The organism is Bradyrhizobium sp. YR681, assembly GCF_000282615.1.
GTDB lineage: Bacteria > Pseudomonadota > Alphaproteobacteria > Rhizobiales > Xanthobacteraceae > Bradyrhizobium.
Map to the genome: position 1 here is coordinate 1 of NZ_AKIY01000279.1, position 14,441 is coordinate 14,441.

Here is a 14,441-nt window from a genome sequence, read left to right on the forward strand (position 1 = left end):
GGCCGGGGAGACGCTGGCGGTGGTCGAAGCCATGAAGATGCAGAACGTGCTGCGCGCCGAGCAGGACGGCACCGTGAAGAAGGTCCACGCCAGCGCCGGTGCGACGCTTGCGGTGGACGCGCTGATTCTGGAGTTTGCGTAAGGGTGCGCGTGGGCCCCTCGTTGGCCCCACAGACACCGTCATTGCGAGCGCAGCGAAGCAATCCAGACTGCCTCCGCGGAAAGATTCTGGATTGCTTCGCTGCGCTCGCAATGACGGAGTATGTTGCGGCTGCGTCGCAATATTTGAGAGGGCATCATGGCCTTTCGTTCCCGCCGCGAGAAACTGCGCGCCATCCTGTCGGGCGCAACTTGTGTCCATCCCGGCTCGGTCTATGACGCGATCTCGATCCGCATTGCCGAGGATCTCGGCTTCCCGCTCGGCATGTTCGGCGGCTCGGTCGCCTCGCTCGCGGTGCTGGGCGATCCCGACATTACGCTGATCACGCTCACCGAGCTTGCCGAGCAGATGCGGCGGATGTCGCGCGCATCCGCATTGCCGGTGCTGGTGGATGCCGATCACGGCTATGGCAATGCGCTCAACGTGCGCCGCACGGTGCAGGAGCTGGAGACGGCGGGCGCTGCCGGCCTCACCATCGAGGACACGCTGCTGCCGGCCGCTTACGGCGAGGCGAAGGCGCAGCTGATTTCGCTCGAGGAAGGCGTCGGCAAGATGAAGGCCGCGCTCGATGGCCGCGACGATCCCTCGCTGGTCATCATGGGCCGCACCGGGGCTGCCGCGATCACCTCGATCGAGGATGCGATCCGCCGCGCCAGGGCCTATGAAGCCACCGGCGTGGACGCGCTGTTCTTCACCGGCATCAAGTCGCGCGCGGAGCTCGAGGCGATCGTATCCGCCACGCATCTTCCGATCGTGCTGGGCGGCGCGCCGGACGAATTGAACGCGCTCGACTACCTCACCAGCCAGCGCGTGCGCATCGCGCTGCAGGGCCATGCGCCGATCGCGGCGGCGACGCAGGCCGTCTACGAGGTTCAGAAGGCGCTGCGAGAGGGCACGGCGCCGAAGGCGCTGAAAGGATTGCCGTCAGCGGAGCTGACCAGTCGCGTTGTGCGAGAGGCCGACGCGAAGGCGCGTGGCGCCGGTTTTCTCGGACTAAAGAAGTGAGCCAGGCGATCCTCCAGGTGATGATCCGGGGGCGCGTGCAGGGCGTCGGCTACCGGGCCTGGGTCGAGTATCAGGCCGCCAATTGCGGGCTGGAAGGCTGGGTCCGCAACCGCCGCGACGGCAGCGTCGAAGCACTCTTCGCGGGCACGCCGAAGCATGTCGCCGACATGGTCGCACTGTGCCGACATGGACCACCGTCGTCGCGGGTGGACAGCGTCACGAGCGAGACGGCCAGTGTGGATGAGCTCAACCTGCGCCGGGCAGGGGAGACGTTCTCGGTGTTGCCGACGGTGTGAAACGCAATCCGTCCCCCCGCGGGCGGTGCGCTCCCTCGCCCCGTTCTGACGGGGAGAGGCGAAGAAGGAGCCTCACCGAGGCAGCTTCGAAATCGCCTCGCTGAGCTCGTGGATCTCGTAGGGCTTTCGCAGGATCGGGAAGTCGCCGCGCACGTCGGCGGCGGCCTCGCTGTAGCCGGTGGCGAGCAGGATCGGCAGGCCGGGATGGACCTGGCGCAAATGATGGGCGAGGGTGAGGCCGTCCATCTTGCCGGGCATCACGATGTCCGAGAAGACGAAGTCGACGCCGTTATGCTCCAGCTCGCGCAGCGCGGATTCGGCGTCGGGGACGCGGCGAACGCGGTAGCCGAGCTGCTCGAGCAGGCCGATGCTGACGATGGCGACATCCGGATTGTCCTCGACCAGCAGCACGGTGCCGCTGCCGCGCAGCGGCGCCACCTCCGCCGTGTCGCGTGCCGGCACATCCGTTCCGCGCGGCAGCATGATGCTGAAGGTGGTGCCCTTGCCGAGCTCGCTTGCGACCTTCACCGTGCCGCCGGCCTGGTGCGCGAAGCCGTGCACCTGGGACAGGCCGAGGCCGGTGCCCTTGCCGACCGGCTTGGTGGTGAAGAACGGCTCGAAGATCTTGTCGACGACGTCCGCGGGGATGCCGAACCCGGTGTCGGCGATGTCGATCGCTACGAACTCGCCGGCGAGCGGGGGCTCGTCGAGCACGACGTTGTGGGCGCTGATCGTCACCGTGCCGCCGTCCGGCATCGCATCGCGGGCATTGATGACGAGATTGAGCAGCGCAGTCTCGAGCTCCGAGACGTCGGCCCTGATCGGCCAGACCTCGCGGCCGACGTCGAAGGCGAGGCGCACGGAGCTGCCGACGCCGGCGTCGAGCACCTCGCGGATCGCCGCGATGCGCTCGGCAAAATCGATTGCTTGCGGGTTGACGCTTTGTCGCCGGGCGAAGGTGAGGAGCTGGTTGGTCAGTGCGGCGCCACGCTTGGTCGCGGTCTCGATCGCCGAGATCGCGCGCTGGAGCTTGGCGTCGTCGTCAGCGCCTCGCTTCAGGGTGTGAAGGCTGCCGCTGATGATCATCAGCAGGTTGTTGAAATCATGGGCAACGCCGCCGGTGAGCTGGCCGAGCGCATCGAACTTCTGGGACTCGGCGAGCTGCTTCTGAATCGCCTCGAGCTTGACCTGCGTGTTGCGCCGCTCGGTGATGTCGCGCGTGATCTTGGCGAAGCCGATCAGCTCGCTGTCCTCGTAGATCGGATCGATCACGACGCTTGCCCAGAAGAAGGTGCCGTCCTTGCGGACGCGCCAGCCTTCCTCCTCGTAACGGCCCTTGTCCCGGGCAATGCCGAGGGCCCGGGCCGGCTTGCCGTTGGCCCGGTCGGTCTCGGTGTAGAAGCGCGAGAAATGCTGGCCGACGATCTCCTCGGACGAATAGCCCTTGATGCGCTCGCCGCCGATGTTCCAGCTGGTGATGATGCCCTTGGGGTCGAGCATGTAGAGTGCGTAGTCCGCAACCCCTTCAACCAACAGCCGGAAACTGCGTTCGCTCTCGAACAAGTCTCTCTGCTGACTGAAACTTTTGACCATTCCGGGACCCCACCTCGACGGGGGCAAACGTCCAAGGGGGCGTTTGGTTCCCGCATTCTGGGACGTTTTTAGGCAAATATCGCGGACGGTATGCAGGACGGCAAGCCGCCGGTAGCCCTTGACAGTCAATCGCATATGTCAGATATTTCTGTCATGACAGAAATAACCGGAAAGAAGAAACTCCCCGCCGCCGTCGAGCGCTTCATCCTGCATTGGGGCGACATGGGGGATCAGTGGGGCGTCAACCGCTCGGTCAGCCAGATCCACGGCCTGCTCTATCTGGCGGAGGCGCCGATGACAGCCGAGGACATCGCCGACACGCTCGGCATGGCGCGCTCCAACGTCTCCAACTCGCTCAAGGAATTGCTCGCCTGGAATCTGATCCGGCGGGTGCCGATCCTCGGCGACCGCCGCGACCATTACGAGGCCGAGACCGACATCTGGGAGGTCGCGGCGCGGATCGCGGCGCGGCGCAAGGAGCGGGAGCTCGATCCGGCGATCTCGGCGCTGCGGGCCTGCGTGTCCGATGCCGCCGACGATCCCACCATCAATCCGGTCGCGAGCAAACGGCTGAAGGAGATGCTCGCCTTCACCGAGCTCGCCGACCACTGGTTCATGCAGATGCTGAAGGTGCCGCGGCCGCGGCTGGTCGCCCTGATGCGGCTTGGCGAGAAGATCGCCAATTTGCTGCCGCTGGGCAAGGCTAAATAGTGTTGAGGAGGGTGCGATGACGTCGGCTCGATTATCAGGCTTAAGCGCATCTCCCTCCGCTCACATCAAGCTGCTCGACGACCGCCGCTTTCGCGCATTGCTGTCGGACGAGGATTGGGGCCGCCTGCCGCTCGCAACCTGGCGGCGCTTCTCCAAGCGCGTCGCCGACGGCGACAGCGTGGTCTATGTCGGCGTGGTCGACGAGGTCGGCTTCAGCGACATCGGCTGGTGGTTCGCGCAAGCCGCGCGCCTGATCGGCGGGCCGCTGCCGACCGGACGCGATACCGGCGTGCCCATGATCGTCACGGTCACCGAGGACGGCGGGACCGGCGGCCAGACCTGGACCCGCATCTGCGCGCGCAAGCGCGGCTTTCCGCAGGTGATCCATTCGGCAAAACGTTTTGCGGGCCCGACCGGGCTCGAGGAATATGTCGGATTCGGCGTGTCGATGGCGCTGCGCATCGCGGTGGAAGGCGAGACGCTGACCTTCCGCAGTGCCGGCTACGGCTTGCAGCTCGGACGCGTCTGGATCCCGCTGCCGCAATGGCTCACGCCGGGCGACCTCACCGTGACCCATAGCGATCTCGGCGAGGGCGCCTTCCGCTTCACCCTCGATGTCATTCATCCGCGTTACGGCACGCTGATCCACCAGTCCGCCGTCTTCAGGGAGGCCGTATCATGACGCCGCTGTTGTGGACCCTCATCGCCATCCAGATCGTGATGGGCGTGTTCGACACCTTCTATCACCACGAATTCACCGAGCGGCTGGCCTGGCGCCCGTCGCAGCGTTTCGAGCTGAAGCTGCACGGCATCCGCAACATGCTCTATGCGCTCTTGTTCCTGCTGCTCGGCTGGCTCGAGGTCTACGGCGTGCTGGCGCTCCTGATCGTCGCGGTGCTGGTCGCCGAGATCGTGATCACGCTGATGGATTTCGTCGAGGAGGATCTGAGCCGGAAGCTGCCGCCGAGCGAGCGGATCAATCACACGCTGCTCGCGATCAACTACGGCGCCATCCTGGTGCTGCTGCTGCCGGTGCTGATCGATTGGGCCATGCAGCCGTTCGGCGTGACGGTGGTGTATCAGGGCCTGCTCAGCATTGCTGCGATCGCCTGCGCGATCGGCGCAGCGCTCTGCGGCGTCCGGGATTTTGCCGCGATGCGCCGGCTCGGCCGCATGAAAAGCGCCTCCGCGCACGGACTGGTCGAAAAGCTCCCCGGCCGCAAGACCGTGCTGATCACGGGCGCCACCGGCTTCATCGGCAGCCGCCTTGCGGCAAGCCTCAGCGGCGCAGGGCATCACGTCATCGCCCTGATCCGCAATCCCGCCAAGGCCGAGATGCTGCCGCCGCCGGTGACGCTGATCACCAGCCTCGATCAGCTCGCTTCGGACACGCCCATCGATGCCATCGTCAATCTCGCCGGCGAGCCGATCGGCAACGGCCTGTGGACCGAGGCCAAGCGTGCGAAGATCATCGGCTCCCGCATCGACATGACCGGCGAGATCGTCAAGCTGATCGCACGGCTCGACCGCAAGCCGGAGGTGCTCGTCAGCGGCTCCGCGATCGGCTGGTATGGTCTCTGGGCTGACCAGGTGCTGACGGAGTCGGCGAAGTCGCACGCCTGCTTTAGCCACGAACTGTGCGCGGCCTGGGAGAAAGCGGCGCGGCCGGCGGAAGAGCTTGGTGTCCGCGTGGTCTATTTGCGCATCGGCCTCGTGCTGGGCACCGAGGGCGGCTTCATCACGCGCATGCTGACGCCGTTCGAGTTCGGGCTCGGCGGTCCGCTCGGCACCGGGCGGCAATGGATGTCCTGGATCGAGCGCGACGACCTCATTCGCCTGATCGCCTATGTGATGGCGACGCCGGATCTTGCCGGCCCCGTCAACGCCACCGCGCCGATCCCCGTCACCAACGCAAAGTTCACCGAGGAGCTCGGCCGCCGTCTGCACCGGCCCGCCGTGTTCCGCATTCCCGGAGGTTTGCTGCGTCGGATCGGCGGCGGCTTTGCCGATGAACTCCTGCTCGGCGGTCAGCGCGTGCTGCCGAACAAGGCGCTGAGCCGCGGTTTTGTTTTCCGGCACGAGACGTTGCGCAGTGCATTTGAGGCGATCCTGTGAGGTGATGAGATGTCTGGCGATGCCCTTTCTCGCACGGTGTCAGGTTGGATTCGGGCCTGCATGGCCGCGAGTGCTGTGTTGGACGCAATCATAGTAGTCAGCGTGGCCTTGTTTGGCGGAGGCCCCGCGCAAATCCTGGCTTTCACCATCATCATGGCCGTGTTCGGACTGCCGCTGACGTTCGTCCTCATCTGTCTGCTGTCCGGGATTCCGGCAGTCATTGTCATATCGCTGGGCGAATGGCTCGCAATGCGCTCTGTTTTCTTCTACGCCGGCGCCGGATCGGCGATCGGCGCGCTAATTGGAGCATTCATCTTTCCCAAGGTGCTTCCGCCCGTCGCTGTCTTTGCCGTAGTCGGATCTCTGGCTGGAATCGTCTACTGGTTCTCCGCGGGAAGATCCGCGGGCAATCAACGCGGTGACGATCCGGCCGGCGCGCCTCTCAGGCGGTTGCCGTGCTCCGGAACGTCGCCGCGATCGTGCGCAGCGCTGCAAGTTTTGCGGGGTCACTGACCTTTGAATGCAGCATCACCTTTGAGCTGCCGAGCTTTGGCAGCTTGTGGGCAGGGCCGATGTCGACAAGCCCGTGAGGCGCGATCCGTCGCGCCAGCGGCGCGATGGCAAGTCCGGCAAGCGCCGCCGCGACCACCGCTGTGACGCCGCCGCCGACAAAGCGCTCGCGCCAGGCGATGCCGGCCTTGTCGAGCGCGCGCACGGCGACGGCACGGACGCCGCAGGGCGGGGCGAGCGTGGCCAGCGGCAGCGGCTCGCCTTTCGGCAGGGTGAAGCGCCGCGATGCGAACCAGCCGAACTCGTCCTCAGTCAGCTTCTCGCCGCCGCGGCGGCTGCCTTCCTGGCGGACGATTACCGCGTCGAGCTCGCCCGCGTCATAGGCGTCCTGCATCTCGCGCGAGAAGCCGATGGTGACAGCGAGGGTGAGGTTTGCGGACATCGCATGCAGGCGTTCGAGCAGCGGCACCAGTTCAGGTCCTGCGGCATGGTCGGAGATGCCGAGTGAGAGTGATTGCGCAGCCGATGTCTCGCCCGACAGCGCGCGGTCATGCGCCGCCATCAGCGCGCGGGCGCGATCGAGGAAGTTCGCGCCATCAGCGGTGAGCCGGACCGCGCGCGGCGAACGCTCGACGAGGCGCTTTCCGAGCAACGTCTCCAGCCGCTGAAGTTTCAGGCTGACCGCCGCCTGCGTCGTGCCGAGTGCTTCGGCGGCACGGGTAAAACTCTGGAGGTCGGCGACCAGCAGGAAGGCCTTGATGGTGGCGATGTCGAGGGTTGCTGTCATTATGAATCGTTATCACTGGTATCAACAGAGATAAGATACCAAAATGACGAGGGGAGGTCTAGCTTCTCACCAACGCCGCGCACATCGCGCGGGCATCTTGAGGAGAACGACCATGCCCCTGATCACCGTGTCCTATACGTCTTCCCGCCAGTCGCCGTCGCTGAAGGCCGACATCGCCGGCGCCGTGTCCGAGCTGACCGCAAAAATCCTGCACAAGGACCCGGAGGTGACCGCCATCATCGTCAAGTCCGTGGATGCCGATGACTGGTTCGCCGGCGGCAAGTCGCTCGCCGAGCAGAAGCTGGCCAGCTACTGGATCGACATCCACGTCACCGACGGCACCAACACCAAGGACGAGAAGGCGGCCTATCTCGCCGCCATGTTCAAGCGCATGGCCGAGATCCTAGGCCCGCTGCATCCCGAGACCTATCTGCATGTCGACGAGGTCAAGGGCGATGCCTACGGCTTCGGCGGCCTGACCCAGGAGCGCCGCTACATCGCCGGCAAGCTCGAGGTTTCGCTGAAGGCGGCGTGAAACGACAGGCCGCGGGTGAACAATCTCACCCGCGGCCTGATCGTCAGCTCGCGGCTCTAAACTGAACCTCCGCATTGTTCAGGAAACAGGTCTTGTCGAACAGCTTCAAATCCAGCGGGTTCGGCAGCCTGACATCGCCAAGATCAGGGCAGGGCTTGATCGAGGGATCGTAGGAGCGGTCGATCTGCGAGATGAAGACGACGATCAGCCCCTTGTCGCGTGCGAACGATTTCAGCGCGCGCACCTGGACGGTCAGATCGGGGTTTTCCCGCCGCTGGTCGAGCAGTTGCAGATAGTCGATCACCACGAACGTGCCGCGCGGAGCCGCAGCCATCTGCTTGACGATGTGATCGGCGCTGATCGTATCCGAGCAATCGACCTCGAAGAGCTTGTCGAACTGCGCCGGCTCCGCGCCGATCGCCCGTAGGCGGTCCAGAACGTCTCTCTCGGTATATTCGAGCGAGAAGAACGCCGCGCGATGGCCGGACTTCATGGCCTCCACGGCAAATTCGAGGCTCATCAGCGTCTTGCCCTGGCCGGGGCGGGCCCCGACCAGCACCAGATCACCCGGCTGGAATTGTGGAAACAGTCGAGTGGCCGGCGTCAGCGCGGCGGCTTTCGCTGCGAGCATGCTCCAGGCGGAAAAACCTTCCGCCGCGGCGATGCGGTCAAGCGCAGCGTGGAGCGGAATGCCTTCCTCGCGCGACAGGCGCTTCGCCTTGCGCTTGAGATGATAGATCGGCGCAGAGAGTCTCATCGTCAAAACCTCCCATTGCGAGCTGAAATGCAATCCCTCCTTATGCCCAGTGCTCGAACAGTCGGTCCGATGATCAACTCGCCCGGCATGAGGTCTGCTTTCCCGGCGGAGGGGGGAGGCGTGGGCGGCGCCGGACGCAAGCGTAACTGATTCCGCGCCGGGCGGAGAACAGGCGCGGTCGGACTCAAACAGAAAAAGTGCTAGACGGCTGCTTCCGGCACCAACGCTGTTGTCGGCCCGAACAGCTCTTCAAAAGCCTGCCGGAGCGCGACGTCGACATCGGTCATGGTGACGAGCTGGCCGAGGTCGACCAGCGACGTCACGCCATAGCGGGGATCGGCGACGCCGCACGGCACGATGCCGGCGAAATGCTCCAGCTCCGGCTCGACATTGATGGCGATGCCATGGAACGACACCCAGCGCTTCAACCGCACGCCGATCGCGGCGATCTTGTCCTCGTGTTCGGATCCCTTGTCCGGCCGCTTCACCCAGACGCCGACCCGGTCCTCGCGCCGTTCGCCGCGGATGTTGAAGGCGGCGAGCGTGCGCAGAATCAGCTCCTCCAGACTCGCGACATAGGCCCGCACGTCCGGCCGGCGGCGCTTGAGGTCGAGCATGATGTAGGCCACCCGCTGGCCGGGCCCGTGATAGGTGAGCTGGCCGCCGCGGCCGGTGGCAAAGGTCGGGAATCGGGCATCAAGCAGGTCGCTGTCCTTGCCCGAGGTGCCGGAGGTGTAGAGCGGGGGGTGCTCGAGCAGCCAGACCAGTTCCGGCGCCTCGCCCGCCGCGATTTGAGCCACGCGCGCCTCCATGGCGGCTACCGCCTCCGGATAGGGCACGGGCGCGTCCGAAATCAGCCACTCCACGGGCTGGCCGTCGGCGGCGGAAAACGACGTCAAATCGAGGTCTTGTCGGGGGTTTTGAGGCGAATTAACCATTGGCTAACCATAACCGGGTGATGATCGCAGGCGCAAATACCAAGTCCCTCGTCCTAGTCCCAAGTTGCGGCGGTCCTGACAGTGCCCACTCTCGATAAAGTCACCGTGGATCTCATGGTCGTCCTCGGGACGACCACCATGCCGATCCATCAAGTATTACGTCTTTCCCGCGGCGCCATCATCGAGCTAGACGCAACCGAGGCCGACGAGGTCAAGGTCCTGGCCAACAATCTCCCCGTCGCATCCGGCGTCGTGCTGGTCGACCGCAACCGGATCGCGGTCGAGGTCAAGCAGATGCTGCCGCGGACGCAGGGCACCCGCTAAGGCCGGCCGCCCGATAGGGCCGATCCGGGCAGGGGACCGAACTTTCCTGCCAAGCTTGTGGAATTCGAGGCCTTTGCAGGCTTGTATCCCCCTGATGGATTTGTTAGATCGGCGACCGCTGATCCGGCCAGCCTAACGACCTCAGGCCGGTATCTCCTTGCGCTCGTGGCGGAACTGGTAGACGCGCTGCCTTGAGGTGGCAGTGGGTAACACCGTGGGGGTTCGAGTCCCTCCGAGCGCACCACCTCTCAAAAACATATCTGAGACCGATTTGGTCGCTGGGCCAAATGGCGTGTCCTCGCGGCTCACGCTTTGGCGCGCCGACCGAAGGACCTTGTCCTTTACCAAAAGACATTGGCGGGCGGCTGCGGCCCGGACATGCGTATCGCCCACAACAACGGGAGGTCGCCGAGGGTCCAACCTCGCGCAGGCGGAATCCAACGCACCGTCAAGGCACCCGGTCGGCGACAATCGCGTCTTCAGCCGATGGCTCGGAAAACAACCTTCGATCAATGGCCGGTCTGCCGTGCCTTCTCATTGCCATTGTGGAACCTCAGTCGATATTCATGAGGCAGAACGTTCAATCGCCGGCGGAATGCGCGGCGCAGATGCTCCTCGCTTTGGAAGCCAGAGCTCGCGGCGACTTCCTTGAGGCAGACGCTCGAATCTTCAAGAGCCCTGCGAGCCGCTTCGAGGCGGAACTCTTCGACGGCTTTGCCGGGCGATTTGCCGGTCTTCTGTCTAAAGACGCGAGCAAAGGTGCGAGGGGTCATTCCGGCTTTTTCAGCGAGACGTTCGACGCGCAGATCGCGCCGAAGGTTGCCTTGTATCCAGGCTGATATCTCCTCGAAAACCCTGCCTTCCGAGGATTGAACGCGCAACGGCGCACTGAACTGGGCTTGTCCTCCAGGCCGCTTGAGAAAGACGACCATGCGCCGCGCCACACGCATCGCCTCACGATGCCCCACGTCTTCTTCGATCAATCTGAGAGCCAGATCGATGCCGGCCGTAACGCCCGCAGACGTCCAGACCTGTCCGTCCTGAATGAAAACGGGGTCGATCTCAACGGACACGTCCTGATGCATTTTGCTCAGGAGGTCACAAGAGCTCCAATGCGTCACGGCTCTACGACCGCTCAGCAGACCCGACGCGGCCAACACGAATGTGCCGGTGCAAACAGAGCAAACACGCCTGACGTGCGGTGCGACGTTCGCGAACCAGTTGGTCAGTTTGGGCTCGGCGGCGGCACGATGCACGCCGGGACCGCCGCCGATAATGATCGTGTCGATATTCGATGGGTCACAGTCGGCCAGCGCTGTGGTCGATACGTCCAGGCCAGCTGATGTCCGGATCATGCCTCCGCTCACGGAGCAAAACTGCCATGCATAAGGAGGGTCGCTTGTTGAGTTTTCACAAGCGAGTTCAAAGGCCTGCATGGGCCCAACGAAGTCGAGCATGAGGCAGTCCTCGAACAGCACGAAGACGAGGCGGCGGACAGGCTGCATAAGGGAGGCCTGGCAGGAATTGCGTGTAGAATGACATTTCGGCAAAGTCTGCCTTCTGTCAACCTCGCTTCGTTCCAGCGCGAGGCGACCAATGTCCAGCAAACCAATCGAGATCGGAATCGTATTCTTTCCCGGGATGACTCAGCTTGATGTCACCGGACCATTCGAGGTCTTGGCCCGATTGCCAAACGCCCGCGTTCATCTTCTGTGGAAGCGCATCGAGCCGGTGATCAGCGATGTCGGTCTTCCCGTGATGCCCACGACGACATTCGCCGATTGCCCGGATCTCGATGTCTTCTGCATCGGCGGGGGGCCTGGCATGGTCTCCATGATGGACGACGAAGAGGTGATTTCTTTCGTCCGCGCGAAGGGTGGATCTGCTCGCTACGTCACGTCAGTCTGTGCCGGCAGTCTCATCCTGGGAGCCGCAGGCCTCATCACCGGATACAAGTCTGCGTGCCACTGGTTGATGCGGGACATGCTGTCTTTCTTCGGCGCGATCGGCGTCGATGATCGCGTCGTGGTCGATGGCAACCGCATCTCCGGCGGTGGTGTGACTGCGGGTATCGATTTTGGCCTCCTGGTCGCGGCAAAGCTGTGCGGCGAAGATGTCGCCAAGCGCATTCAGCTGTTCATCGAATACCAGCCAGAGCCACCCTTCAATCTCACGGTTCAGAATGCGCCTCCGGCGCTGCTGAAAGAGATCAGGGCGAACTCCGCTGGCTGGCTGCGGCTGCGCCAGGAAGCTGTTGACAGGGCGGCCAGCAAGCTCGGGGCGAGCGACACGGCTCCCGTTTAACTCCTGGAAGGCGTGGGCCTCCCAGTTTATGGCGCGCTACGGAGCAGGATGGCGCGCCGTTTTTCAACGCCGGGCTGTCTTTACAGCAATGCAAGTCTCGCTCAGGGGCAAGAACTCATGAATCGTCGTCGGATGTGGAATATCACGCCAACGTCTTGTCTTGCGAAAAGCGCGCAAGCATCGATGATCGCGGCTGCGCTGCTCTTCGCTCGATCCATGGATGCTCCGGCAGTCGCTGGCGAGATTTCAGGCGGCGTGATCCGAATTGGCGTCATCAACGACCAGGCTGGACCCTTATCCGACTCGAACGGGCAGGGGTCAGTGCGAGCAGCGCGTCTTGCCGTCGAGGATTTCAAGAAGACCAATTCCTCGCTCAAGGTCGATATTGTATCGGCGGACCATCAGAACAAAGCGGACATCGGTGCCGGCATCGTGCGAAAGTGGTTCGACGTCGATGGCGTCGATATGGCGATCGACGTTGGCAACTCGGCAGTCGGTTTGGCAATTCAATCGATTGCTCGAGACAAGAACAAGATCGTTATCTATACGTCGGTCGCCACGACCGAACTGAATGGCAAGCAATGCGCCAAAACCGGGCTGGCCTGGCTGCACGATTCCTACAACCTCGTCGCGGGCCAAATTCGGGCATTGGTGGCCGAGGGCTTTGATACCTGGTTCTTCATCGCCGCCGACTATGCGTTCGGCAAGAACATGGTGATGGAGTCGCAGCGAGCACTCGCGGCTTCGGGCGGCAAGTCTCTTGGAGCCGTATTCCATCCAATCGGCAATGCTGATTACAGCTCATTCCTGCTGCAGGCTCAGGCGTCAAAAGCCAAGATCGTCGCTTTCGCAAACGCCGGCGAGCAACTCGTGACCTCGATGAAGCAGTGGAATGAGTTCGGCATGGGCACGGGTCAAAAACCAGTTGCTGAACTGATGTTCATCACGGATGTGCACGCCATGACGCCCGCACCAGCAAGGGGCTTACGTCGTTGACAGGCTGGTACTGGGCTCGCAACGAAGACACCAGGGCGTTTTCGCAACGCTTCTTCAAGCTGCATGGCGCGATGCCAACCGAGCCCCAGGCGGCGGTTTATTCCGGCGTGTTGCATTATTTGAAGTCGGTTGCGGCCGCCGACACCGATGCAACCGATGCGGTGCTAGACAAGATGCGCGCGACACCGGTCGATGATTTCTATGCGAAGGGCGCGAAGATCCGAGAAGACGGCAAGCTCGTCCACGACTTCTACCTGGTACAGGTCAAGGATCCCTCCGAAGTGAAGGCTGCCTGGGAGTACTACAATATCGTCAAGACGGTGCCAGGAGAGGAAGCGTTCTCGCCCCTGGCGGAGAGCGAGTGCCCGTTGGTGAAAAAGTAAGCCGAGGCGAGAACTCCAAGCAATCGCTCGCTGCGGCTCACAAGAGAGTCCGCGACCACGCGAGACTTGGACGATGATTTGGAAGGGTGATGGAAGTGGCCGAGTTCTGCTGGAACCGTTTGAAGGCCGGTGCGCTATGCGAGCTGGCATCCAGAGACGCGATCGTCTTGTTGCCGGTCGCCTCGACAGAACAGCACGGGCCGCATCTTCCAACCGGCGTCGACGATATGCTTGTGACGGCGGTGTGCCACCGTGCGGCGCGTTTGATTGCGCCTGTTCCGGTCGTTGTGACGCCGACCGTTTGGTGCGGTCTTGCGGATCACCATGTGCCGTTTGGCGGCACCTTCTCCTTATCCCTTCCTACCTATCACGCACTGTTGCGCGACCTGTGCCGATCGATCCTCGCCGCGGGTTTCAGGAAAATCGTGCTCGTCAACGGTCACGCGGGCAACATTGCCGGTCTGGCCGCGATCGCAGCGGAGATGACGCGTGAACTGAACGCCCAGATCGCGACTGCAACCTACTTCATGCTCGCTCTCGATGAGATCTCGGCGATCCTGGAAGACCAGAACGGTCTGATGCACGCTTGCGAGGCAGAGACGTCAATGATGATGGCGGTGTCACCAGAACTCGTCGATGAGGCACGACTCTCGGAGGCCAATGGTCCTCCGTTCGACGTCCAGGCGTCGCTGATTCCCGGTCTCAAGCGGTTCGTCCCATTCCACGAGGTATCAATCTCGGGAGTTGCCGGCGATGCAAGGCGGAGCTCCCGGGCGAAGGGCGAGACCCTGCTCACGGCTTGCGCCGAAGCTTTGGCGCAGAATCTGAGAGCAGGAGAGCCGTGGCTGGCGGCGAAGTTTCCATCTCCCGTCGTCCGTGAATAGTGAAGGGGGCGATGACGGCCGAACATCCCCGGGTTGTCGGCGCCGGCGTCAAGTGGTTTTGTGGTTCAGCTCAATTCGCGCGGATGTCTGCGCCCGCCTCACGCACTCCGCGCCGACCGTCGCAGCGACTGCGGCGGCTGGCC

General features: G+C 63.6%; 15 protein-coding genes, 1 tRNA gene and 1 pseudogene. 12 read left to right on the forward strand and 5 right to left on the reverse strand.

The window, feature by feature from the left end; all coding sequences use genetic code 11:
* The 3 genes from PMI42_RS38200 to PMI42_RS30275 form a co-directional block, all read left to right on the forward strand.
* Positions 1 to 142 (forward strand): acyl-CoA carboxylase biotin carboxyl carrier protein subunit (locus tag PMI42_RS38200; RefSeq protein ID WP_008141716.1); only part of this gene is annotated, 142 nt, incomplete at its 5' end.
* A gap of 156 nt (positions 143 to 298) precedes the next feature.
* Complete coding sequence (locus tag PMI42_RS30270; RefSeq protein WP_008141718.1) at positions 299 to 1,165, forward strand: isocitrate lyase/PEP mutase family protein; 867 nt, start codon at positions 299 to 301, stop codon at positions 1,163 to 1,165.
* Entirely contained in the window at positions 1,162 to 1,461 is a 300-nt protein-coding gene (locus tag PMI42_RS30275) for an acylphosphatase (RefSeq protein ID WP_008141721.1), read from the forward strand. Before PMI42_RS30270 ends, PMI42_RS30275 begins: the two co-directional genes overlap by 4 nt.
* 72 nt (positions 1,462 to 1,533) lie before the next feature.
* On the opposite strand, the gene PMI42_RS30280 is transcribed toward PMI42_RS30275, so the two are convergent.
* Entirely contained in the window at positions 1,534 to 3,054 is a 1,521-nt protein-coding gene (locus PMI42_RS30280) for a PAS domain-containing hybrid sensor histidine kinase/response regulator family protein (protein WP_008141723.1), read from the reverse strand.
* 153 nt (positions 3,055 to 3,207) lie between these two features.
* Here PMI42_RS30280 and PMI42_RS30285 point away from each other — a divergent pair, with 153 nt between their 5' ends.
* From PMI42_RS30285 to PMI42_RS30295, 3 genes are read left to right on the forward strand one after another with little or no spacing between them, the layout of a single operon-like run.
* Positions 3,208 to 3,765, forward strand: a complete 558-nt coding sequence (locus PMI42_RS30285) for a GbsR/MarR family transcriptional regulator (RefSeq protein ID WP_008141725.1) — start codon at positions 3,208 to 3,210, stop codon at positions 3,763 to 3,765.
* A 16-nt stretch (positions 3,766 to 3,781) separates the two neighbouring features.
* Positions 3,782 to 4,447, forward strand: coding sequence for a DUF4166 domain-containing protein (locus PMI42_RS30290; RefSeq protein WP_008141728.1), 666 nt, complete (start codon positions 3,782 to 3,784; stop codon positions 4,445 to 4,447).
* Positions 4,444 to 5,880 (forward strand): TIGR01777 family oxidoreductase, encoded by a 1,437-nt coding sequence (locus PMI42_RS30295; protein WP_008141734.1) that lies wholly within the window; start codon positions 4,444 to 4,446, stop codon positions 5,878 to 5,880. Before PMI42_RS30290 ends, PMI42_RS30295 begins: the two co-directional genes overlap by 4 nt.
* Before the next feature lie 442 nt (positions 5,881 to 6,322).
* On the opposite strand, the gene PMI42_RS30305 is transcribed toward PMI42_RS30295, so the two are convergent.
* Positions 6,323 to 7,177, reverse strand: a complete 855-nt coding sequence (locus PMI42_RS30305) for a LysR family transcriptional regulator (protein ID WP_008141750.1) — start codon at positions 7,175 to 7,177, stop codon at positions 6,323 to 6,325.
* Between the two features lie 112 nt (positions 7,178 to 7,289).
* Here PMI42_RS30305 and PMI42_RS30310 point away from each other — a divergent pair, with 112 nt between their 5' ends.
* Positions 7,290 to 7,712 (forward strand): tautomerase family protein, encoded by a 423-nt coding sequence (locus PMI42_RS30310; protein WP_008141752.1) that lies wholly within the window; start codon positions 7,290 to 7,292, stop codon positions 7,710 to 7,712.
* A gap of 43 nt (positions 7,713 to 7,755) precedes the next feature.
* Here PMI42_RS30310 and PMI42_RS30315 read toward each other — a convergent pair whose 3' ends face one another.
* Both PMI42_RS30315 and lipB read right to left on the reverse strand, forming a co-directional pair.
* Positions 7,756 to 8,469 (reverse strand): DNA helicase, encoded by a 714-nt coding sequence (locus tag PMI42_RS30315; RefSeq protein WP_008141754.1) that lies wholly within the window; start codon positions 8,467 to 8,469, stop codon positions 7,756 to 7,758.
* A gap of 200 nt (positions 8,470 to 8,669) precedes the next feature.
* The gene (gene lipB / locus PMI42_RS30320) at positions 8,670 to 9,407 is read right to left on the reverse strand and encodes a lipoyl(octanoyl) transferase LipB (RefSeq protein ID WP_008141756.1); all 738 of its coding nucleotides are present in this window, start codon (positions 9,405 to 9,407) and stop codon (positions 8,670 to 8,672) included.
* A gap of 81 nt (positions 9,408 to 9,488) precedes the next feature.
* Between lipB and PMI42_RS30325 the strand changes: the two genes are divergently transcribed.
* Both PMI42_RS30325 and PMI42_RS30330 read left to right on the forward strand, forming a co-directional pair.
* Positions 9,489 to 9,731, forward strand: a complete 243-nt coding sequence (locus PMI42_RS30325) for a FliM/FliN family flagellar motor switch protein (protein WP_008141759.1) — start codon at positions 9,489 to 9,491, stop codon at positions 9,729 to 9,731.
* Between the two features lie 159 nt (positions 9,732 to 9,890).
* Positions 9,891 to 9,975: transfer RNA gene (locus PMI42_RS30330), tRNA-Leu, on the forward strand.
* Positions 9,976 to 10,240: 265 nt separating this feature from the next.
* Here PMI42_RS30330 and PMI42_RS30335 read toward each other — a convergent pair.
* The gene (locus PMI42_RS30335; RefSeq protein WP_035967084.1) at positions 10,241 to 11,236 is read right to left on the reverse strand and encodes a GlxA family transcriptional regulator; all 996 of its coding nucleotides are present in this window, start codon (positions 11,234 to 11,236) and stop codon (positions 10,241 to 10,243) included.
* 91 nt (positions 11,237 to 11,327) lie between these two features.
* Here PMI42_RS30335 and PMI42_RS30340 point away from each other — a divergent pair, with 91 nt between their 5' ends.
* The 3 genes and pseudogenes from PMI42_RS30340 to PMI42_RS30350 all read left to right on the forward strand — a co-directional run bounded on the left by PMI42_RS30340 (position 11,328) and on the right by PMI42_RS30350 (position 14,298).
* Complete coding sequence (locus tag PMI42_RS30340; protein ID WP_008141762.1) at positions 11,328 to 12,035, forward strand: DJ-1/PfpI family protein; 708 nt, start codon at positions 11,328 to 11,330, stop codon at positions 12,033 to 12,035.
* Between the two features lie 216 nt (positions 12,036 to 12,251).
* A pseudogene (locus PMI42_RS39440) lies at positions 12,252 to 13,414 on the forward strand (ABC transporter substrate-binding protein).
* Between the two features lie 89 nt (positions 13,415 to 13,503).
* Complete coding sequence (locus tag PMI42_RS30350; protein WP_008141765.1) at positions 13,504 to 14,298, forward strand: creatininase family protein; 795 nt, start codon at positions 13,504 to 13,506, stop codon at positions 14,296 to 14,298.
* The last annotated feature ends 143 nt before the right edge of the window (positions 14,299 to 14,441 follow it).

Bases quoted from the DNA above. Each gene is read 5' to 3' on its own strand.
- PMI42_RS30270 (WP_008141718.1), top strand. From the start codon at position 299: ATGGCCTTTCGTTCCCGCCGCGAGAAACTGCGCGCCATCCTGTCGGGC.
- PMI42_RS30280 (WP_008141723.1), bottom strand. From the start codon at position 3,054: ATGGTCAAAAGTTTCAGTCAGCAGAGAGACTTGTTCGAGAGCGAACGC.
- PMI42_RS30285 (WP_008141725.1), top strand. From the start codon at position 3,208: ATGACAGAAATAACCGGAAAGAAGAAACTCCCCGCCGCCGTCGAGCGC.
- PMI42_RS30290 (WP_008141728.1), top strand. From the start codon at position 3,782: ATGACGTCGGCTCGATTATCAGGCTTAAGCGCATCTCCCTCCGCTCAC.
- PMI42_RS30295 (WP_008141734.1), top strand. From the start codon at position 4,444: ATGACGCCGCTGTTGTGGACCCTCATCGCCATCCAGATCGTGATGGGC.
- PMI42_RS30305 (WP_008141750.1), bottom strand. From the start codon at position 7,177: ATGACAGCAACCCTCGACATCGCCACCATCAAGGCCTTCCTGCTGGTC.
- PMI42_RS30310 (WP_008141752.1), top strand. From the start codon at position 7,290: ATGCCCCTGATCACCGTGTCCTATACGTCTTCCCGCCAGTCGCCGTCG.
- PMI42_RS30315 (WP_008141754.1), bottom strand. From the start codon at position 8,469: ATGAGACTCTCTGCGCCGATCTATCATCTCAAGCGCAAGGCGAAGCGC.
- lipB (WP_008141756.1), bottom strand. From the start codon at position 9,407: ATGGTTAATTCGCCTCAAAACCCCCGACAAGACCTCGATTTGACGTCG.
- PMI42_RS30335 (WP_035967084.1), bottom strand. From the start codon at position 11,236: ATGCAGCCTGTCCGCCGCCTCGTCTTCGTGCTGTTCGAGGACTGCCTC.
- PMI42_RS30340 (WP_008141762.1), top strand. From the start codon at position 11,328: ATGTCCAGCAAACCAATCGAGATCGGAATCGTATTCTTTCCCGGGATG.
- PMI42_RS30350 (WP_008141765.1), top strand. From the start codon at position 13,504: ATGGAAGTGGCCGAGTTCTGCTGGAACCGTTTGAAGGCCGGTGCGCTA.